Source organism: Armatimonadota bacterium (assembly GCA_039679645.1).
Classification (GTDB): Bacteria; Armatimonadota; UBA5829; order UBA5829; family UBA5829; genus UBA5829.
In genome coordinates this window covers 51,915-73,087 of the sequence record JBDKUO010000047.1, presented here as the reverse complement: position 1 = coordinate 73,087, position 21,173 = coordinate 51,915, and the positions used below count along the sequence as shown (strand labels likewise).

Annotated in this window: 17 protein-coding genes; 9 read left to right on the top strand and 8 right to left on the bottom strand. The window is 51.4% G+C overall.

Going from position 1 to position 21,173, the window contains the following annotated elements; all coding sequences use genetic code 11:
• Window positions 1-436, top strand: a 436-nt coding sequence (locus ABFD83_09780; GenBank protein ID MEN6357360.1) for a hypothetical protein, incomplete at its 5' end; no start/stop codon positions are given.
• Window positions 437-681: 245 nt separating this feature from the next.
• Here ABFD83_09780 and ABFD83_09775 read toward each other — a convergent pair.
• From ABFD83_09775 to dnaA, 8 genes are all read right to left on the bottom strand, one after another.
• Window positions 682-1,710, bottom strand: a complete 1,029-nt coding sequence (locus ABFD83_09775) for a PEP-CTERM sorting domain-containing protein (protein ID MEN6357359.1) — start codon at window positions 1,708-1,710, stop codon at window positions 682-684.
• A 314-nt stretch (window positions 1,711-2,024) separates the two neighbouring features.
• Window positions 2,025-2,990 (bottom strand): MoxR family ATPase, encoded by a 966-nt coding sequence (locus ABFD83_09770; GenBank protein ID MEN6357358.1) that lies wholly within the window; start codon window positions 2,988-2,990, stop codon window positions 2,025-2,027.
• A complete protein-coding gene (locus tag ABFD83_09765) occupies window positions 2,980-3,993 on the bottom strand; it encodes a DUF4350 domain-containing protein (GenBank protein MEN6357357.1) in 1,014 nt (337 codons plus the stop codon). The genes ABFD83_09770 and ABFD83_09765 overlap by 11 nt, the downstream gene beginning before the upstream one ends.
• The gene (locus ABFD83_09760; protein ID MEN6357356.1) at window positions 3,990-4,754 is read right to left on the bottom strand and encodes a DUF4129 domain-containing protein; all 765 of its coding nucleotides are present in this window, start codon (window positions 4,752-4,754) and stop codon (window positions 3,990-3,992) included. The genes ABFD83_09765 and ABFD83_09760 overlap by 4 nt, the downstream gene beginning before the upstream one ends.
• A gap of 149 nt (window positions 4,755-4,903) precedes the next feature.
• Window positions 4,904-5,869 (bottom strand): glycerophosphoryl diester phosphodiesterase membrane domain-containing protein, encoded by a 966-nt coding sequence (locus ABFD83_09755; GenBank protein ID MEN6357355.1) that lies wholly within the window; start codon window positions 5,867-5,869, stop codon window positions 4,904-4,906.
• A 61-nt stretch (window positions 5,870-5,930) separates the two neighbouring features.
• Window positions 5,931-8,147 (bottom strand): beta-galactosidase, encoded by a 2,217-nt coding sequence (locus ABFD83_09750; GenBank protein MEN6357354.1) that lies wholly within the window; start codon window positions 8,145-8,147, stop codon window positions 5,931-5,933.
• Window positions 8,148-8,161: 14 nt separating this feature from the next.
• A complete protein-coding gene (locus tag ABFD83_09745; protein MEN6357353.1) occupies window positions 8,162-8,971 on the bottom strand; it encodes a TatD family hydrolase in 810 nt (269 codons plus the stop codon).
• Between the two features lie 480 nt (window positions 8,972-9,451).
• The gene (gene dnaA, locus ABFD83_09740; GenBank protein ID MEN6357352.1) at window positions 9,452-10,846 is read right to left on the bottom strand and encodes a chromosomal replication initiator protein DnaA; all 1,395 of its coding nucleotides are present in this window, start codon (window positions 10,844-10,846) and stop codon (window positions 9,452-9,454) included.
• Window positions 10,847-11,107: 261 nt separating this feature from the next.
• Between dnaA and ABFD83_09735 the strand changes: the two genes are divergently transcribed.
• The 8 genes from ABFD83_09735 to ABFD83_09700 all read left to right on the top strand — a co-directional run bounded on the left by ABFD83_09735 (window position 11,108) and on the right by ABFD83_09700 (window position 21,173).
• A complete protein-coding gene (locus ABFD83_09735) occupies window positions 11,108-12,343 on the top strand; it encodes a PP2C family protein-serine/threonine phosphatase (protein ID MEN6357351.1) in 1,236 nt (411 codons plus the stop codon).
• Window positions 12,344-12,632: 289 nt separating this feature from the next.
• Window positions 12,633-13,604, top strand: coding sequence for a hypothetical protein (locus tag ABFD83_09730; GenBank protein MEN6357350.1), 972 nt, complete (start codon window positions 12,633-12,635; stop codon window positions 13,602-13,604).
• Between the two features lie 105 nt (window positions 13,605-13,709).
• On the top strand, window positions 13,710-14,528 hold the full coding sequence (locus tag ABFD83_09725) for a DUF2267 domain-containing protein (protein ID MEN6357349.1): 819 nt from the start codon (window positions 13,710-13,712) through the stop codon (window positions 14,526-14,528).
• A gap of 307 nt (window positions 14,529-14,835) precedes the next feature.
• Window positions 14,836-15,384, top strand: a complete 549-nt coding sequence (locus tag ABFD83_09720) for a sigma-70 family RNA polymerase sigma factor (GenBank protein MEN6357348.1) — start codon at window positions 14,836-14,838, stop codon at window positions 15,382-15,384.
• Window positions 15,371-16,171: a hypothetical protein gene (locus ABFD83_09715; protein MEN6357347.1), complete on the top strand. Its 801-nt coding sequence runs from the start codon at window positions 15,371-15,373 to the stop codon at window positions 16,169-16,171. The genes ABFD83_09720 and ABFD83_09715 overlap by 14 nt, the downstream gene beginning before the upstream one ends.
• Window positions 16,168-17,166 (top strand): hypothetical protein, encoded by a 999-nt coding sequence (locus tag ABFD83_09710; protein ID MEN6357346.1) that lies wholly within the window; start codon window positions 16,168-16,170, stop codon window positions 17,164-17,166. Before ABFD83_09715 ends, ABFD83_09710 begins: the two co-directional genes overlap by 4 nt.
• Entirely contained in the window at window positions 17,159-19,306 is a 2,148-nt protein-coding gene (locus tag ABFD83_09705) for a hypothetical protein (GenBank protein ID MEN6357345.1), read from the top strand. The genes ABFD83_09710 and ABFD83_09705 overlap by 8 nt, the downstream gene beginning before the upstream one ends.
• A 91-nt stretch (window positions 19,307-19,397) precedes the next feature.
• Entirely contained in the window at window positions 19,398-21,173 is a 1,776-nt protein-coding gene (locus ABFD83_09700) for an O-antigen ligase family protein (GenBank protein MEN6357344.1), read from the top strand.

The window sequence follows — 21,173 nt, the reverse complement described above, 5'->3', positions numbered from 1 at the left end:
AACCGATCCCATGCGGGTCATATCCGACCCGGATGAACCGCAAAAAACGCACTCCATGCGGGTCAATAATGACCCGGATCATGTATTAAGAATTCTTTCTCAAAATAAAGAGAAGAATTCTTTTCTTTCTTCTCCTTCGGTTCATGAAGAACTCTCCGATGGTGTAAACGACCGGCCCCGGTGTCCTGCTCAACACACTGAGGCGGATTACGAGAGGCAGGAAAGAATAGCCAGGGAGTATATGGCAAGCGCGGATGAGGACACACGCCAAAAGATGATAGATGCGGCGCTGGAGTCTATGGAGAGTGACCCCAGGCCTTTTTTGAGTATATTCGTCAAAAGAGACGAGCAGGGCAAGCGGAAGTTTGTCTCTCAATCAGGTGATGGGCCGCTGATGACACGTATCGGCCTGCTGCTGGAGACTGACCCAAAATAAAAAGACCTCTTTCGATACCTTGCCTGCAGGTTCCGGGACAGGGGTGTCCCGGAACAACAAACTGAACTGGATGTGTCGAATACCATCGAAAAACTGGCTCTTGCTGGGGACCAAATATGAATATCCTATACATACCCCCTGGTCTTTATTTTTTGGTTCCATATCGATGATTTTGGGTTTCCCGATTTGCGAGAGTGCTCTAAAAGAAAAAGCCCCCGATTAGGGGCTTTTCAGTCAAGTCCTTTTTATTTATTTCTACGCTTAATGAGTGAGCCAGTTGCAATTAATCCCAAAGCTAGAGCAAGTAGGCTTGATGGTTCGGGAACTGGTTCCCAGACAACAGCTTGCCTAAAACCATCTGGATTGCTTACTGATCCAACAATCCAACCGTTGTCATTTATGCCATAGGCAATAGACTCATAACCATTTACAAAGTGGGATAAATCAATTAAGCTGCCGTTCGGATTCCATAATGTTGCCTTGCAATCAATCTGACCAACAACCCAGCCGTCCGAATTTATGTCCAGCGCTTCGCTCCACCATTGCGTATCGCTGGCTAAGTTTATTGCAGTGCCGTTTTGTTGCCAAAGCACCGCATAGTCGCCAGACCGGCCTACTACAACTCCCGAATCATTAATACTATATCCCCAGCACATCTGTGTGCCTTCGAGCAAGGCAAGAGGAATAGATATGTAATTATCCCAAATATAAGCCTGAGCTGTCCCATCACTAAAGTTGTGAGCATTCCAAATTGCTTGATTATGATTGTTTATATCGGTGGCTTGACTATATGTTCCATCGGCATACCAAGCTAGTTCACCATCAATCCATATCGCTGCTTGATCGTTAGTATACCCAGCTACATTACCGCTGTTATTAATCGAGTCTCCACCGCTGCATCCTAACCCTGAAAGGCTTGGGAGCAAGGTAACCGATCCATCTGGTTCCAAAATGACCGCACCACCAGAACAGCCATTACTGCTGCTGCGACTTCCTACAATTTGACCATCATCATTTATTGCACCACCACCATAATCAAACTCGTTAGGGATACGTATGTCTTTTATTCCTTCATTCCTTGTCCAAGAGAATGCGCCCCTTGCGTCATATGATGTGCTTGACCAACCGATAGCTTTTCCAGAATTATTTATACTAATAGCACAACTCATGTGAGTGTTTGAAAGCACTCCGAGACAATGAACCGCGTATTCTGCAGACCATGCTCTAGAAGATAAAACAAGTATTGTAATAATCACACAAGACCATTTCTTCATAATTCTACTCCTATGTTAGTAGCTATTTTGCTATTCAAATATAGAGCATATATTGCGAACGAAAACCAACGTATCAGATTTTGTCATTCCGAGCGAAGCCGAGGAATCTGCTTTGAACCAAACGCAGGTGCTTTATATTCTGCGGGAATGACGCTGACAGATTGCCTTTGAAAATTGATATACCGTTAATTCCCGCAGGCTGCATATTGTAGGGCTAGCGGAGACTGCAGGAACTTACGATTTACAAAATATAACGGCTTACCGGACAACGTCGTTCCCGCAGTATAAAAATATAAAATACTCAATCTCAAATACTAAATCCGCGGTACTTCGATTTCGGATACGGTAGACTCAATCACTCTGTCGGGTGTAAGGCCTTCTATCTCAGCCTCAGGCCGCAGGATCAGCCTATGCCGCAAGACAGGCGCGGCTATCTGCTTTATATCGTCAGGGATCACATATGATCGCCCGTTCATTGCGGCGACTGCTTTCGATCCGATCAGCAGGCATATCGACGCTCTTGGGCTTGCGCCAAGGACCAGGTTGCGGTTCTCACGGGTCTTGCGCACCAGCTTGGCTATGTAGTCCATCACGCTCTGCTCGAGATTGACCTCCGATACGATCTTGCGGAGCTGCGATATCTGTTCAACGTCTATCACAGGCTCAATACCGGCCTGCTCTATATTTACCGACCTGAAGCCCGAGTTGCAGCGAGAGAGCATCTCGATCTCGGTCTCATACGCGGGGTAGCCGACGATGGTCTTGAACATGAACCTGTCGAGCTGAGCTTCCGGCAGCGGGTAAGTGCCTTCATACTCAATGGGGTTTTGCGTCGCAAAGACTGTAAAGACCGCATCGAGCGTGTGGTTTTCGCCGTCGATGGTTACGCGGCGCTCCTGCATGGCTTCGAGGAGGGCTGCCTGCGTCTTGGGCGGAGTGCGGTTTATCTCATCGGCCAGGAGCAGACCCGTAAAGACAGGGCCCTTGCGCAGCTTGAAAGCGCCTGATGACGGGTCGAAAACGTTTGTGCCGATCACATCCGAGGGCATCAGGTCCGGGGTAAACTGCACGCGGTTGTAGTCTGCTTTTACTGCCAGCGACAGTGCGCGGACCATAAGAGTCTTGGCGATCCCCGGCACGCCCTCCAGAAGCACATGCCCCTCGCACAAAAGCGCCGCCAGCATCTGGTCGATCACTTCACGCTGGCCGACCACGACCTTCGCCATCTCATTTCGCACACTATCAGCCGCCTGCGTTACGGCGCTTATGTCAGTTTGCAATGCCAAGCTCCTTCTCCAGTTTACGGACTTCTCCGGCTATATCGACAAGTTCTTCCTCGGTGATCTTCTCTCCTGCCGGGACTCGCGAAAGCAGTTTTTTTGCCCTGCCCGCGGTCTCGCTGCCTGCTTCTTCGGACAGTCGATTGACTATTTTTTCGATCTCGTCATCGGCTGAGACTCCCAGTTTTGCGCACAGGCTCTGCCTGAAAGAATCGCAGAGTATCCCGGCGGCAATCTCGGACGCATGAGAGCGCTGATAGAGCCTGGCAACGGATTCTACGTATTCAAAACCCGGCCTGATATTCTCATCGGGCGGCAGGTTTCTCACAGCTCCGAACCGCCTGCCCTTGCTGTAGACAAGCAATATTGCCGCAAATATGATGATGCCTATGGCGATCCAAGCCTGCCTGCTGATATATGAGAAGAACGGTTTGGAGTCTATCATGCCGTGGTGATACTCGTCAAATAAGATCAAATCGCCCTTGGCAATGTGTTTGTTTATTATGCCTATAAGCTCGAGGGCATTCTTGGAGTTTCGCATGCCATGGTTTGTGATCATCTTTCGAGACGGATATGCGTAAATATACCCCTTGCCGAGTTTGTATGTGGAGCCGAATGTCGCCGGGACGCCGCGCAGGTCATCCGCAAGGAAGATGACGCCGCCGCCTCGCCTGACCCAGCCGGTCAGGTATTCCTGCTCTTCATCGGATATCCCCGGTCCGACTGCGCTCTCAAAAAACCTGCTATCCTGCGTATTCGTGCTGGGCTGGACAACAATCAGGAGCTTTGCGTTATTCGGCAGCTCGGTGTAGGGCCTGGTGAGCCTGCCGGTGTTGTAACCCATCCGATCGAGCAGCGTATAGAATGCTTTCACACCCATAGGGTCGGCGTTATAGGTTGTGCTGATCTTAGACTCAGTTGGCCTCTGCGGGTTGGTAAGATAAATCCCACCAATAATCAGCACGGCCAGCATGATTATTAGAATGACCGTATCTTTTTTCATGCCGCCGCCTCGCCCTTTATACGTTCGTATACAGCCAGAGCGTTGAGATAGTCGTCTTTGTCACAGCCCTCACGTCCATAGAACTTGCGGTCGAAGTCGACAGTCAGCGGCCTGAGCTGGTCGCGCAATGACGGAAAACCGTTTTTGTCCAGCTCGCGCAGATACTCCCAGTTTGTCCGGCTCCTCTCGAAGTGCAGCGCGCCTGTCTCATCCAGATGCGAGATAGAGGCGAGGTATACGCATCTAAAGGCCCCGCGCCAGTCGCCAGCATCAGCCAGCTTGGTCGCCTGGGATATGAGCGGCCGGGACGACGGGATTTCATATTCGCCGGCAGCTCGCTCTAAGGGTTGGCCAGCAGATCCCTTGATTCTTCGAGATATCCTGCTGATTATCAGAGCCGTCAGCGCGAAGAACGCCAATATAACGATGCATGCGAACACGAATGACGTCAGCCTGCCCGCCCGTTCGCTGCGCAGACTGAGTGACCTGGTGAGCCACCTGAAAATCCTTTGTATCGCCCGTTTTACTTTGTCCGTATACTTTTTCAACCATGCAGGCGTGGTGCTTTTTGAATAGACACGGTTGTATTCGGGCTGCGAGAGTATTTGTCTTATCTGACGGCTGATGAGCGTTGAATTTGAATACGGTGCTGTTCCTTTGGCCGACATTGCGCAACTGCACGCAGTCAAGAGTATAGTCAGCGTCAATGCAACAAACGCAATCTGCCTGACCGCTTTTAGTCGGCCTTTCGCCTGTGTCATTCCGAGCCCCCAGTGGGGGTTGCCCACTTGCGTCAATTGGAAACCGAGTTTGGTTGCGAAACGACGGTTTGTCATCAACACTTTCGCCAGATTTCTTAGGAGGAGCGAATGCGACGAGGAATCTGCTGTTGGGCTGCTATTGTTGCCGGTCATGGCTGCTTATCTGTATCACTGCTTTGATCGGTCTTCTCCTGAGGCAGGCTGGTAATATCGTTTGCAGAAATTTCTTGGGTCTTGCGGTCGAGTTCGTTTGCCAGCAGTTCCAGGTCAAAGCCCTCTTTGCGGACACGGATATCATAATATATAAGGATCGACAATATTGCCGGTATCGGCACAGCCAAAGTCCCGACCACAGTCAGCAAAATGCTCGACAGGACAGCCAATGAAGTGGAAACTTCACCCCGGCTGAGTTTTAATATGTAAATTCCATAGACCGGCCCTACAAGTATCATAATTATAAGGCCGAGAGCTATTCCCACAATTATTAACAGGCCGAATATCTTCCAGAAATACCCTTTGGTCAAGCTCATGCTTCTGCCCATAGACTTGAAGCCGCCTTTTGCTTCCAGGATAAAAGCCGGTTCAAGCAAAAAAAGTTTGGTGCCTGCGTAGACAGCCCATATCATGCCTACGATTGAGAGCGCACCGATTACCATCAAAAAAGCAGCGGTAGCCATTATGTCCTGCTGCATCGTCATGTCGTTACCCGGTGCGGGCACCGCCATACCCACAATCTGCAGCGGCCCTATTGTTATCAGGTCCTTGAGCAGCACAATTCCTATAAACTTCCAAAAAGCTTTGGAGTCGAGTATGCGTTTGTAGCATGCGGCAATAGTGGTATGGCGGCCGAGGTATCTTTCGGAGATGCCGTATGTCAGCGCACCTGTCACCACTGCTTCGGATGCAAGCATCAAAAGCATCAGAAGTATAGAGGCCAGGTCACCGCCCCGTCCGCCTACCGGATCGTTCAGAAAACCCGATATAAGAAAGATCGGGATATACAATATGGCAGCCGATCCGACGAACAGAGCGAAGTTGGACTTGTATAAGTCAACCGTCTCATCCAAAATATCTGTGATCCCGAGCGGCCGTAGACGGCGAATACCGGTTTGCATAGCAGCCTCCTAATAGCTGAGAGCGGATGTGGTGAGCCAAGAACCCAGACACATAAGCCGCTCAATTCTTTGCTTTCAGCAGCCTTACCTCAAGTGAGTTGAGCGTTATCGTTTTTGTTATATTTTCGCCGGTCAGTACATCCACGGCGTTCACGTTCTTGCCCCCTCTGGAGAGTTTGACCGTGACCGGCTCATGCAGATAGTTGCAGAGATTTATTACTGTCCCGCCGCCCATCGTTGCTTCCTTCCACTCTACTCCCCAGGCAGGCTTATTGTCCAACGTGAGCGGAGTTATCTCCGGGAGCACATTCCACGCCGCGAGTTTGGACCCTATGTCTGCCGAGAGCTTTTGTGAAATGGTATCGTCCTTGTCGCAGTAGATAACATCACCGGCTATGCGTTCGTCTCTTGGTTTGTCATACTCGTTATTAGTGAGCAGATTGGCGCTGTCGATCAATATGACATGGCCTTTATACTTTTGCAGGGTCTTGAATGCGCCGTCCGATAAGTGCGCGGCGTTTGGGATGCAGACCACCGGCGCATTCGGCTCAATGCCGTCCTCCAACTGCCGCTCGGTGATAAACCCTGTCTTGACCCCGGTAAAAAAGAGCGCGGAATATACGCTATCCAGAGAATCGGTATAAGGCTTGCCGTCATATATCAGCGCGCTGGTGTCATGCAGTATCTGCACCTGCGCGGGAGCCTGCTGCAGAGCGGCAACTTCTTTAGCGGCGCGGTTCAGATCACAGTTGACTATGCCGACCGCTTCCGCGCACTTGGGACGGCTCTTTATGCTGCCATAGGCGACACTCTTCTTGTCGAAAGAACGACCCCATACCCACATCTCGGTCGCGCATTGCCCATGGACCGCCTGTTGCCAGAGCGCCGCCCTTACATGCTCCGCCGGTATATACCTGGTCTCACCATCCAGAATAATATGGTTTTCTGAGTTGAATATGGGCGCGTTCTTGACCGACCGCTGCAGGTCGTAGTTCATGGCATTGGTCAGCCAACCGTTTGCAAAGGCATATTTGCCGAAGTGATACCAGCACATACTGTCGTTGCCGCTGATGTCGGTCACCTGGCCCAGAAGATATGCGTCATTGCCGAATTTGACCGCATCGGCTTCCGTAAGAGTATATGTCTGCGCCTTGGCATGCACCGGCACACCCGGGGCGACGGCATGGACCGCGTCCGCCAGCATCTTGTGCCAGCCGGTGAAAAACTCCTGATTGAAGCGCACATAGTCCGCCCACCTGGTCATCGGCTGTTTGGTGTTATCGTCGTGAGGGTTGGGCAGTTCTATATCGTCAAAGCTCAGGTAACCGGTCCCCCAGCGGCTGTTGAGGGTGTTGATATCGCCATGCTTTTTCTGCAGCCATTCGTGCCAGTCTATCGCGCCGTATTTGCACGGTATCTCCTCATTTTTGGGTTCATTCGACAGGCATATGCTGAATAGGTTTACATTGTCCTTCAGGGGAGTGAGTATATGCTCGATATACTGCTTGAGGAATTCCTGCCCGTCGGGATCATGCAGGCAGTATTGTATAAACTCCGAATTTGTCGTGCGCAGGTCGGGATATTTGTTAATCACCCACGCAGGAAAGTAATGCGGGCTTATCAGCAGATCGTATGCGACCCCGGCTTTTTGCGACTTAGATATTCTGTCTTTCAGGCGTGTGATCGGAGTATCTTCCGTTTTGCCCTCTTCAGGAAAGACTTCCCAGGGCCCCGTCTCGGAGCCGGTAAGGTTGATCCCATAGCCCGGGTATTTGTCTATGTATTGGTCATCGACTCCCCATCCGGTGAAAAACACCGGGCGTATTTCACGTCCGGGCTTGCCGAATGTAGTGGTCGGGGCATAAAACGAGCCGTCCTTGATTATTGGGCGGCTGTCACCGGTCCATTTTGGGACAGACGGGAATTTGCGCTTTCCCTGCAGCGCTTCGTTGAGTTCTTTTTCCAGCCTGCGGCCCATATTGCCCATATCGGTGAGCTGCATCGAGGCCCGTTCCAGCTCGCCCTTTGTCGCGTCTTCATCCACATAGCCGATAAAGCTATCTAGCACGGTATATGTAACCATTGGGTAGGATATATCCTGACCTTTGGCCTTGAGCTTATCCATTTTGGCCTTGAGAGACGGGAGCGCCTTTGCAATTTGCTGCAGATGGTCTTTTATATATTGTTCGGAAAACACCTGGCTGTTCGTCTGCTCCTGAGCATATAACGCAGAGCAGACGATACACAAGACAAACACTGCTGAAAGAAGACGTCGCATTTATACACCTTTTCCTAGAGATTTTTGCCAAAGAGCCTGCGCGCATTGGCTGTAGTGATTTCGGCCAGCTCTTCGATTGAAATACCCTTGATCCGCGCCACTTCCTCGGCAACTATCCGCGCATAAGCAGGCTCGTTGCGCTTTCCGCGCTTTGGCACCGGAGCCAGGTAAGGGCAGTCTGTCTCAATTAAAATCCTCTCCAGCGGGCAGTATCTTACTACCTGCCGCTGCATCTCGGATGATTTGTATGTTATAGGCCCGTCTACACCTATATAAAGACCCATCTCCAGCACCTGTCTTGCCAAATCCTCATCACCCGAGAAGTAGTGAAACACTCCACCCGTGATATTCGCCGCATGTGATTTGATTATCTGCAGCGCCTCGGGGTTGGACTCGCGACTGTGGATCACTATAGGCAGGCCCAGGCTCCCAGCCAGGTCGATCTGAGCTTCAAAAGCCCTGAACTGGTCAGCGCGTGGGCTGAAGTCGTAATGAAAGTCCAGCCCTATCTCACCAATTGCCAGGACTTTATCGCACCGCGATAGTCCCGCTAATTGCCCGGCTGTTTTATCGTCATAGCTCTTTGAATCGTGAGGATGCACTCCCACCGTGGCGAAAACACACTCATATTTGTTCGCCAGGTCTACTGCATATCTGCTGGACGCTATACTGTCCCCGCATACAATAATCCTCGCTATTCCTGCCTCGTTTGCCCGCTCGATCACTTCATCCAGATCGTCCGAAAACTTGGGATCCGTTAAATGAGCATGAGTATCTATAATTTTATAATTAGTATTTTGGATATTATATTTTTCTATGGGCATAATACGCAGCAAGAAGTTTCAAAAGACAGGTGCATCCTCTATTAAGCATCCCCGCCGCAAACAGCGAGGAATTGCACCCGAAAACGATTAAATTACGTGTCATTCCCGCGAAAGCGGGAATCCAGACACCTGACTTTCATATAAGCGCCAATTCCTGGATTCCCAGTCAAGCTAATGACATATGGGCTTTTTCTCGGCTAAAGGTTATCTTAAATCTCTCCGGGTATCCTACCCGGCAGCCCACTATCTTCTTATTACCCTTTAATTATATAAGAATTTGTTGTGGTTGTAATAGAGGCTGTGGATACTGTGGAAAACGAATTTTTTCGTGCTGGTTTTGTGCTCATTGCCTCCTGTGGAAAGAAAGTGCCGGGCAGCGGTTTCAAAATGCCGAAAACGGGGAAAACCGCTTAGTTACCAACACTTGAGTAGTCCACAAACTCATCAACAGCTTTTTCCACAGCTTGTTTAATGGTAGAGTTAACAGCTTTTCCCCATCTTGATTTGGCGCGCAAGTTCCGTAACAAGCATATTGAAGTTTTTATCCTCAGCCATCTTTTCCTCTATTTTCTTGCATGCATGAAGCACGGTAGAGTGGTCACGTCCGCCGAAAGCTTTTCCTATCGATGGAAGAGAATAATCGGTAAGCTCACGCATAAGATACATCGCGATCTGCCTGGGTAAAACTATGTCCGCGCTCCGGCATTTGCCTTTGAGATCACTCAAATCGACATTGAACTTGTTTACTACTTCAAGCTGCACCTTCTGAGCATCTATAACGGGCGCCGCCGTCTCCCCGAAGTGCTTGCTCAGCACCTCCTCTGCCAGAGTGGGGGTGACCGATGTCTTCATAAGTGACGCATAGGCATGAAGCTGTATAAGCGCGCTTTCGAGCCTTCGCACGTTGGAGGTTATAAGTTTGGCTATATACAAGATCACATCGTTGGAAAGAGCAATATGCTCATACTCGGCTTTTGTCTCCAAAATTGCCATTCGAGTCTCGAGGTCCGGCGGAGCTATATCCGCGATCATTCCGCACTCGAACCGCGAAAGGAGCCTTGTGTCGAGTTTCAGGTCCTTGGGGGCGCGGTCGCTGGTGAGCACGATCTGATTGCCCATCTCATAGATAGCATTGTACGTGTGGAAAAACTCTTCCTCGGTGCGTTCTTTGCCCACCAAGAACTGAATATCGTCCACCAGCCATAAGTCTATGCTGCGATACCTGCGCCTGAACTCAGCCGCCTTGTGCTCACGAAGCGAGTTTACATAGTGGTAAGTAAATGCCTCGCCGGAGACATACGCTACCTTCATACCGGGGAAGTTGGTCATAGCCGCCTGGCCCAGAGCGTGCATCAGATGCGTTTTGCCCAACCCCGGTCCGCCATATACGAAAAGCGGGTTGTATGTCCTGCCGGGGCTTTCGGCAATCGCCATCGCGCATGCATGCGCCAGCCTGTTTGTCGGGCCGACCACAAAGTTTTCGAAATTGTATTGATTGTTGATCGGCAGTGATATAGGCTCGTCTTCTTCTTTGGGATGCGGCTTTGGTTTGGTGGGGAGTTTCTCAGCCAACAGGACAGGCTCGTTGCTCTCAACAAGCTCTACACGCACACTGAGGCTTGTGCCCATGTCGGCCTCGAGAATTTCTTTGATGAGCCCAATATGCTTGCTCTCCAGCCAGTGTTTTGCAAACCGGCTGTTTGTAGCTATCTTTACCAGGCTCCCGTCTATGGACAGGGGGCGGGCCGTCTTTATCCAGCTTTCGAACGACGGCCTGTTGACCTGCTCCTCCAGCACTTCCAGAGCATGCTGCCATGCGTGCTGCAGTGCAAGAAAAGCGTCGTCTTCACCTAGTTGAAGCTGTTTATCGGTCAAACCATTCACCCGTCGTGTGAGCTAAAAAGTAGAAAGAAACGAGGTCTGTAGTATCAGGGATTATAGCACTCGGCCAGGTAATCATTCAACTCCATGAGCCGAATTTTATTGGCCCAAAATTACCCAGAATATATGCATGAACTTGTAAGCATAAAATTGCGTAGATATAGAGTATAGTCGTTATTATGGGAAGAATGGATTTAACAATATCTTGCGCAGGAGTCATACGACGTGATTGAGGAGAGCTTGGAAACAGTCCCCATGCGGACGAGAATAGGCCTTTATGTCGTAAGGTGGCTGGTCATCATCGGCGTCCTTCTCGAGTCTCAGCTTCAGTTCACCACCATACGCATTGAACGCACCGAGATAGTATGGGCGGTGGCAGCAGTTGCTATAGGCACTCTCATCTTTCCACTTATCGTTGGAAAGCGCTTCAGGCGCATATCGGCAGCCGCAATTACAATAGCCGACATTTTGTTTGTCACTGTGGTCGTCTACTATAGCGGAGGGCTTGCAAGCCCGTTCTACCCGCTGTATTATGTTACGCTTATCACGGCAGCCGTCACATTCGGCACCAGGGGTGCGCTGCTGACTGCGTTGGTAATAGGCCTCATTTCGTTGCTGATCCAGGCGTCGCTCAAGCACTGGGAACCCTCCGATATTCTGCTGGTTGATGATTTTACACAGACTTTTCCATATCTGCTCCTGATCGCTCTGATCACAGGCACGCTGCGCGACCGCATTCAAGCTCTCGATGATACTGCTTCGACACTCAGAGCGCAGCAAGCGGCCATGGACCGTGAGATGGAAGTGGCCAGGCAGGTGCAAAAGGCACAGCTCCCTCAGGAAATACCCAACATCGAGGGTTTTGAAATTTCAGTAGTCTATAGCCCCGCAAGAGAGGTTGGGGGAGATTTATATGAGTTCTATCCGGTCGAAGAAGACCGGCTCGGGGTCTGCGTTGCGGATGTGGCGGGCAAGGGCGTGCCTGCCGCTCTAATGATCTCCAGCGCCAAATACGGCATCTACGAGCATTACAACGAAAACCTCGGACGCATGGCTGCCGATCTTAATCGCCATCTGCTCTCTGTCACCACCAGCGAGACATTTGTGACCATGACCTATGGCCTCCTAAACACAAAAACGGGCAGGTTCCGCTACTTCAACGCAGGGCACATGCCCGCAATGGTGATCAAAAGTGATGGAAGTATAATTAGTGGAACGCACGCCGATATTCCATTGGGTGTGATGGAACCTGCCGAATATACGCAGCAGACTATCACCCTTGAGCCGGGGGACGTGCTTGTCCTTTACAGCGACGGAGTCACCGATGCATTTTCCGGGACCAATGGCTTGGAGATGCTAAAGAGGTTTCTGCATGAGATGGCCGGAAGCGATATATCGGGCTGGAAAGAACGCTTGATGGAACACATAAGCGAACCCCAGCATGTAGATGATATCACCATGGTTGCTGTCCACTTCATGCCCGTGTCATAGCCGGGGCGAACGCGCTAATGAACGTTTTATGACGAGGTCCAAACACATCACCCGTATGATGGGTAAGGATCTCCGAATCCTTACCCGAGAACCAGTGCCGGATCTCCGAATCCGGCTATTGCAGCAACCAAGTTTAGCCTCTCCTGACAGCGGGAACAAGTAAGCGTTGGCTGCCGGCAAGGGGTGAGTGAGCGAGTGATGAGCGAGTGATGGGCGAGTAGAGGGCGAGTAGAGGGCGAGTCCGGTCGGCAATCTCACCGTGGGCGCATTATCAGTTGGAGGGATAAACATGCGCCACTGTGTAATTTTTGCAATGTTTCTGACCGTCGTTTTGGTTGCCCCATATTGCCCGGCTGATGCCGAGAGAGTGATGGGCGAGGTATACCAGGTCAACAACGACGTAATAGTCGCCGGCTTTCCTGTCCCCATTCATCCGCGAGCGCTGATGACCGTCCTTAAAGGTGATGGTGACAGCGTAGCCGGTCTGGCAATCGCCCAAAAATGCAGCGGCGATGCTCCTCCTTACCAAGTGACGGGGACACTCTATTTCACGATGGACGCGGTTGCCGTCGCCGCGGGCAAGAAAGTCTACGTAAACTCTATAAATGCGGGTGCCGCTCCCAGCAGCATCGATCCTCCAGCGGCAGTTGAACCCGCTCCATTCTATAAACCGCCCTCCGACCAGGACCTGAAGCTCTACTACTATGCCGCGGGCCAGACTGTCGGCTACGGTGCATTCGGATTGGGCTACGAGCGTTCGGTCAGGCTCTATAAGGCTGTTTCGCTCGAACTGGACGGCGGAGTGACCGGAGTCGGTAATCTGGACAGCAAGAGCGGCGATGAAGTAAATGCCGATCAGCTCATAAAGAACCTAAACGGCCGCCTGCGTATCGATCTGAGCAAAGGCTTCGCGGTCTACACCGGTTATCGCTGGAATGAGGCCCGTGGTGACGACGAGAGATGGGATACATTAGTGGACCACTTAAACGGCACAAAGTATACAGCAAAATCGGATAATGAAGCGGGAACCGTTCTGCTCAAAGGCATGGAATACGGTCTGACCGTGAGGCCGTTCAAACGCTTTTCAATGTCCGCCGGCTATATTCCGGCATACATCAACGATTTCGGCGCACTCGGCGTTGTCAGCAGGCCCGCATATTCAGGCGAGCTCAGGTTCGGCGGCGGCAGGGGAGCGGTCAGGCTCAGGGGCATAACCACCACGGACTATTGGCTCGCTGATCTGGGTATCACAATCAGGTAACAGGTGTTGGGTGTTGGGTGACAGACAATTGATTGTAAAACAGTAAACGTTATGCTGTAATACCCGGATAGGTAACAGGAGAGATTTATGCAGACAGAGGAATTTTTGAAAAAAATAAAGCAGAGAGCCGGTCTTGTGGACAATGAGAGCGCCAAACGCGCAAGCAAAGCGGTATTCGAGACTTTGAGGGTGCGCATCTCGCACGAAGGCGGCGATAATGTGGCTGCGCAATTGCCGAAGGAACTCAAAGACCTTTGGGAAAGCAGTGTGTTCGAGCATGTGCAGCGAAAGGTTATGGGCGGCGAACGCTTTGACTTGGGCGGGTTTTTAGCCGGAGTCGCCCGGAAACTCGGTCTTGACGATATTTCTCAGGCCGAGACCGTGACAAGAGCCGTCTTCATGTCGCTCCACGAGCAGATTACGCAGGGCGCGGTCCAGTCCGTATCTCATCAGCTTCCGCAGGATATACGCGAGTTTTGGGAGTCCTCCACTGCCGAGCAGACCTTTCCTTACGAATGGGAAGCGCCTGTAGAGACGATGGAGCAGGAGACAATAACTTTTGCTGAGACCGAGGAAGAAATAAAGGCCAAGCAGGAAACTACTCCTGCGGTGCATCCGCCGTCTATGGACAGGGTGACAATGGCTTCGGAGCATGCAGGTATTGAAGGGCCTGCAAGCGCTGAGTATTATCGTTCGGACGCGCAGCTTGCCGTAGAGATTGAAGAAATGCTCTCGGAAAGCGATGAGCTGGACCCTGAGCATATCGAGGTCTTTGTCGAGAGGGGCAATGTCACTCTGCGCGGCAGCGTGAAGACTCCTCAGGAGCGCGAGGTCGCGATTGAAATAGCTTCGGAGGCGCTGGGTGTCGGCGAGATCCGCAGCGAGCTTGAGGTAGTAAGCGAGAAAACGACCGGCGGCAGATAAGTAAGTAGGGCCGGTATATACGCCGGCCCTTAATTATACAATCACCACTATTTCAGTATCTTAACCCGTATTATGCGCTTCCCGCATAATACGGGCCTCCGAGAGCATTATTCACGCTCCTCGTGAATAATGCGGGTTAAGAGATAACCACCACTCCTTTTCCACAAATAATGTTGTATAACTACAGTTGAAACAGCGGCCGCTATCGTGTTTGCGGATACATAACCGCAAAAAAAGTATTAAATGTTGATGTCGGCCCGTCATGATAGATGCATATGCTCCTGTAATGGGCGGACTGGAACAATAATTGTGCACTGACGAGCAAATAATCAGGCGGGTGCTTGACGGCTGTATAGATGACTATCGCGCGCTAATGGACAGATATCAGAGCGCAGTGTTTTATTTGGCCTACCGCATTCTTAACAGACGCGAGGATGCGGAAGATGCAGTCCAGGAAGTATTTATAAAGGCTTACAGCAAGCTTGCGGACTGCCGGGAGCCGGGCAAGTTCTGGCCGTGGGTCCGAAAGATTACCGTAAATGCCTGTGTCAGAAGATTCTCGCGCGAGACTCCGACAGACGAGATAGATAATTTATGTGAAACTGATTGGCCGTCAGGCGACCCTGTTCAAACCGAGGTTCTGCAAAAGGTCCAGACTGCCGAGGTAAAAAAAATGATTGCGGGATTGCCCGAAGCTTATCGGGTGGTCATTGTCCTCAGATATATAGAGGACCTTTCATATAAGGAAATCGCCGGTCTTATAGATACACAGCCTCACACTGTGGCGGCGCGGCTGCATCGCGCCAAGAAGATACTTGCCGAAAGATTGGTGGTGTTTGAAGATGCGGTGTGTTGAAGTATGCGCTTGTCTTTCCGCCTACGCTGACGGCGAACTCGGTATGTGCAAGCGCGCAAAAATATGGTTTCACATTGCCCGGTGCAATAACTGCACGAAAAAACTTGCCCTTATCCGGCTGTTGCAGTTGCAGACTGTTCGGGCATTGTCCGAGCCTGGCGACGCTCCGGACTTGACTGACCTTGTTATGAGCCGCTTGTCGGGTGATGTCGAAACGTCCCGGCAAACAGACATCGAGGCGATACGACCCGGCCGTAAATGGGCGGGCAGGCGGGTAACCGCCGCTGCGGTAATGGTTGTGCTTATCTGCTCGATGTTGGTGGTCTCCAGGTCAAATCGTTCGGAGCGTTCGCCTGTTATGATTACAGTACTCCCTCCGGCAAAAGCGCCGGTAACAAAGGCAATTCCAAAGCCGCCTGCTTCGGGACAACAGACTGTTGCGCCGATGAAATCAAAGCCCGTTCAATTTACGGCGGCACTGCCAAAACCGGACCGGCTGGTTAAGCGTCGGATTGGCAATATCATCAGCAAGCCTTTGTTGCCGAAAAGCGCCTATAAGCCCGAGAGCGCACCGCCGGATCAAGTCGCGGAAACAAAAGCGCCCACATCAGAATGGGTGGTTGTCGTATCTGTTCCCGTTAAGGCCGAGCCTGTTGCGAATGCGGACACCGCGGAGGTTAACACGACCGGCCATAGCTCAGATAGTCGGAAGAGAGCCTATGATGCCGTTTTCAAGGAAGTGGCCGAAAGCGAGCCTGCAGAGCATAATTGGAGGATAGATTTGTGAGAAGCGCGATATTAGCGATAATGTGCCTGGTTGCGGCCACCTGCGTTCAAGTCGAGGCCAAACCGCGAGAACCGATCCTTACTAAGCAAGCCTTGGTCTCAGCCGACTTGAAAAATTCGACTATGAAGCAGGCGCTCGATCAGATATTCAAGGGCACCGGGAAATCATACATCCTGAGCTTTCCCATGAGCGAGTTGTTTAATGAATTTAAGGTTACACTGAAGATCGACCATGCATCTCTTGAGCAGGCTTTGAATGCCGTGCTTGGAACGGTGGAAATGACTTTCAAGCGGCAAAATGGTGTGTATGTTATCACCGAGAAAGACGGCTTCGAGAGCCCATGGTCTCAGAATGCCGATTCGCCCTATAACAAAACGGTAACTGTTAACATTCCTGCCATGCATGTCGATCAGGCGTTGCGGCAGTTGTATTCGAAGTGTGGAGCTGCCGGCCCTTGGAAGTTCAAGGGCGCTCTAGGCAACACTCCATTTCCGGGTGCGAGGTTCAGCAATTTTTCCTTGAGTTCGGCAGGCGTTATTGTAATTGCCGCTTCCGGCCTTGTGCCGCCCGTGGGGACGGACAGGAGCATTGCAAGTAAAGGGAAGGTGGCGCTGGTCGATTTGATGCCGAACGACGGGCAATCGCAGCCGGGTAGCATTTCAGTAGCCGCCTACAAGCCTCAAGGCTCTGATGCGTGGCTCTTTACCATTTTGGCAAACGGTTCGCCGGGGGATGATCTGGTCAAAAAACTGCTGACTACCAGCGGGGCCAACTATAACATTTTGGAACCGGGCAGCGGGCATACTGTGGCTAATGTCGGATCAATGGCAAGCAGACTGGTCACTATGCGCCTTGTCAATGCGACACTCGACGACGCCTTAAAGGCTGTTCTCGACCCATTGGGCATTAAGTTTCACAAAGATGGCAGCCGGACCAATCCGACCTACGTGATAGAAGACTACATCGGCTTACAACTGGGGGATAAAAATGAATAAGATTATGCCGGTTATAGTATTTATTGCTTTGACGCTTTCAGTTACAAATGCGGCGGCCTCGGATGATGCTGAAAAGCCGGATGCGCGGCTTTCGCAAAAGATTACTTATACCGCCGAAGGCAAAACGGTAAGCTCGATTCTCGCCGATCTGTCGGCTCAGACGGGCGTTGTGCTCTATGCGGGCTATAACAACAAAGACTGGCAGGTCCGCGACCGCAAGATGAACATCTTTGCCACAAATGCTCCTCTGGGTGATTTGATGACCTCGGTCGCCCGAGTAATGAAGTTCAAATGGTCTCACTCCCGGAAAGACGGAGTTTATACATACAGGCTCTATATGGACAGAAAAACTCTTGTCAGCGCAGAGCGCAACAGGCTGCTTGAAGAGAACCTGATCAACCAGTGGGAGCAAGATCAGCGCACGTTTCTTCTGGAGAGTCTTAAAACAGCCTCTACGATGACGGATGAAGAACTTGAAAAACTCAAAACGGAAGATCCATGCCTTTATATATACTCTAAGATAGGCTGGCCTGTGTTGATCCCAACTCTGCTGGCCGAAGTTCCGATGGCAAAGCAGGCATGGATGTCGGGAGACGAACTTGAAATAGACGTTGCAAATCTGTCGCCTGCAGCCAAACAGAGCGTTTTGCAGTGGCTTTCGATTTCAGGTGATTTCCTTTCAAAAGTAGACGGTCCGGAATACGCCTATGACAGCGCGACCGACAGTGTGGACGGCGTAAAGATATTTATTAATGGTGCTCGTAAGTTTGTAGGTCAGAAGGGTGAGCCGTTTTTTGTAGATGTCACTGTTTGTCCCCAAAACGGCAGAGGCAAACTTCAAACTGCATTTTCTGATCCTAACACCGAAGCTTCCAGGCGGTCATCTGTGGATTACATAGATCTACTGGAAGGTGGCAAGTATGCAGCAAATATGGATCAGGGAAGTATGAACCAGGGACACCTTTCGGCAATACAGGCGCAGCCGACCAACATTGGTGAGCCGGTAGTCGAGCATCCCGACGATCCGGAGCTTATGACTAAAATAACGATGCATATGGGCGGAGAGGATTTCGATGATGCGCTGTCGGCCTTAGCGGATGCGTCGGGTTGGGCTGTTGTATCGGATAGTTTCGATAGAAGTTACTGGGGGCTCAGCTTTTCCGATCAGGAAACCGCCGTCAAAACAGTTTTGGACAAGATAGAATCACAGTGTCACTATAACTGGGAAAAGCATGGCAAAATGCTTGAGTTTCGCGACAGGGACTGGTTCAGAAAGCGGGCGGTTCAGATACCTGAGGCCTGGCTTGAGCCATGGCGTGAGAACTTTAGGAAGCAGGGAACACTTGATCTCAACGATCTATCGCAAATCGCGGCATTGGATGAAAAACAATTCTGGTCCAACATCCTGCCCGATGAGACTCTCGGAACCCGCGACCTTGCCCAACTTATAGCTTTGGATGGCAGCTTATTGAGACTATACGGCTTGCTCAATTCTCAACAGCAGCAGATTATCTTTACACCCCTGGGTTTGAATTTGAAATCGCTTGGTTCCAGGCAGTGGGCGGAGGTGGAGAAACTCGTCGGTGGAAACCCTGCCTTATTGAAGAACCCGGATGCGCAGATAATACTGACGGGAACGCGGAGCGTGAATGAGAAACTGCTCGAATACGACTTTAAGGTGACCAGCGCCGACAGCAGTTCTCCCATGGAGTGGAAGTTTTTAACCCCAACCTACATTCCGCCGATTGCCCGCAAAATCAAGTCACTTCCGGTGACCGGCTCCGGCAAAAAGGCTCTTGATCTTTATGCCGAGGCAAAAGAGTGCAATCTCATCGATAATAGCGTATGGTTTAGGCTTGGAATGGCCCTTTATGACGGCAAGTACTATTCGGAGGCGCTTGATGTTTTCTCGCGAATATCCGCATCCAAGAAATGCAAAGACGTCTATCTGTTCATCTCATATGTATGGCAGGGGCAGATTTTAGACCTTCTGGGTCGGCGTGAAGAGGCTTTGGAACGCTATACTCTGGCATCAAAGATAGACATCGGCGACAACAATATTCGTCATGATCAGTACAAAATGGTCCTCGACAAGAAGTGGGTCGAGGAGAGGCTCAAGACTCCATTTGAACGAAAATAGCAATCTTAGGCGCATGGTTAATAGGCGCTGCTATTGGATATAACATAGTGCTCGTGTGCTTATGCATGCGGGCGCTGTTTATTGATCCGAAATGCGACGCAAAATCAAGCCGATACCAGACGAAAGTATATATCAGCGGATGTGCGGTTGGGCTCTCGCGCTCACAGCCGGTGTGCTCGCGCTCGTCTTCTGGCCTGCTGCAAACGATGCAAACCTTGCAAAGCCGATCCTGCTCATTGCCGGGCTGATAGTGATAAACTGCCTGCTTATGGCAAGAGCTGCCGGAGGCGAACATATATATTTCGGTTGGAATGCGATAGACCTCTGCGTCGTCCTTTATACGCTTGTTTTATGCGTTTCATGGATATACTCCGACTACCCCGGCGCAACCATGGCCGCCATGCGAATAAGCATCACATACTCGCTGCTCTACTTTGCCGCAAGGCTCGTTGTCACAGACGAGCGTGCGCGGGTCCGGCTTACACTGGCGCTGCTCTGGAGCTGCGCGGCGGTCTCGCTTGCGGGTGTGTATGAGCGCTTCGGCGGCCTGCCGTGGGGTAACCCCGCTGCTGTCTCATCGACATGGTTTAATCGCACATACCTGGCGGCATATCTGCTGACCATAATCCCAATTGCTGTCTGGGCGGCTGCGGATCGCAGAACGGCGTTTCGTGCTGCAGGGCTGGCGACTTTGCTGACTGGAATACCCGCGTTGATCTTTACCTCTGCTACTATCGCTTGGCTGGGCATAGCGCCCATGCTTGCGGTCGCGCTGGCCGGAGCGTGGCCCCTGCTTGCTGTCGATAAGAAAAAGCGGCTTGCAAAGCTCGCGGCGCTGTGTATTGTTCTTATCGGAGTATATCAGTCAGCTTCATTCAGATTGTTACCGCATCTCTCACCCACTCGTATGGTCGCGAGGGCTTTTTCCGGGTCGGATGCAAGCAACAGCGAACGCCTTGGCCTGATGACGACTGCCGTGCGCATAGGTCTCAGCAGCCCAATAATAGGAAAAGGAGCGGGGACTTTCGGTGTCTACGCGCCCGGGCATGCGCCCCATGCCTGCTACGCAAATATCCTCAGCGATCCGTCAGAAAATGGCTCGGTCATTATAGCGCATGCTCACAACGAGTTTCTTGAAGTATTTGCCGAGCTGGGCTTGATAGGGCTGGCTGCATTTTTGTCGATACCGCTTGCTGCCGCATGGTCCGTACGTCTCCTGCACAAACGAAAAGATGATTCGCTCAACGACAAACGGTTTGCGGTCGCGCTTATGGCGGCAATGGTCGGATTTCTTGCCGCGAACATGGTCGGCAGGTCGGCGAGAGTGCCGGGTGAAATGGCGTATTATTATGTCTTGCTTGCAGTCCTGAGCTCGATACAGGCGCAAAAAGGGACATGGCTTCCGTTGAAGCGCTCCGGACGGACAGTCCGGCTCATGGCGGCATCGGCAGCATGTGCGCTGCTGATGATAATCGGATGGTCGAGCCTGGTTGAGTTAAGGTCGAGTATATACCTTGCCGGAGGCGAGTCGCTGCTTACTGACCCATATAACGTATTCGGAGCTGCCGCGGCAGTCGAGGAGTTCAAAACAGCCTGCAGACTGACACCCGGCGACCCGGGTGCCCGGTACGAGCTTGCTAACGCCCTGGCAGTGTCGGGCAGACATCATGAGGCCATAGACGCCTACGATGTCGTAGAAAAGCTATCTCCCGATTACGGTCGCGTGCATTTCAACAGGGCCACAAGCCTTTTCAACCTCGGCAGATATATCGAAGCCGAGCGCGAGATGACAATCGCCCATGAGCAGGACGCTCTGCCCGACAGCCGCGCGCGGCTCGATTATTTGAGGAGCCTGTTTCGCAAGTAG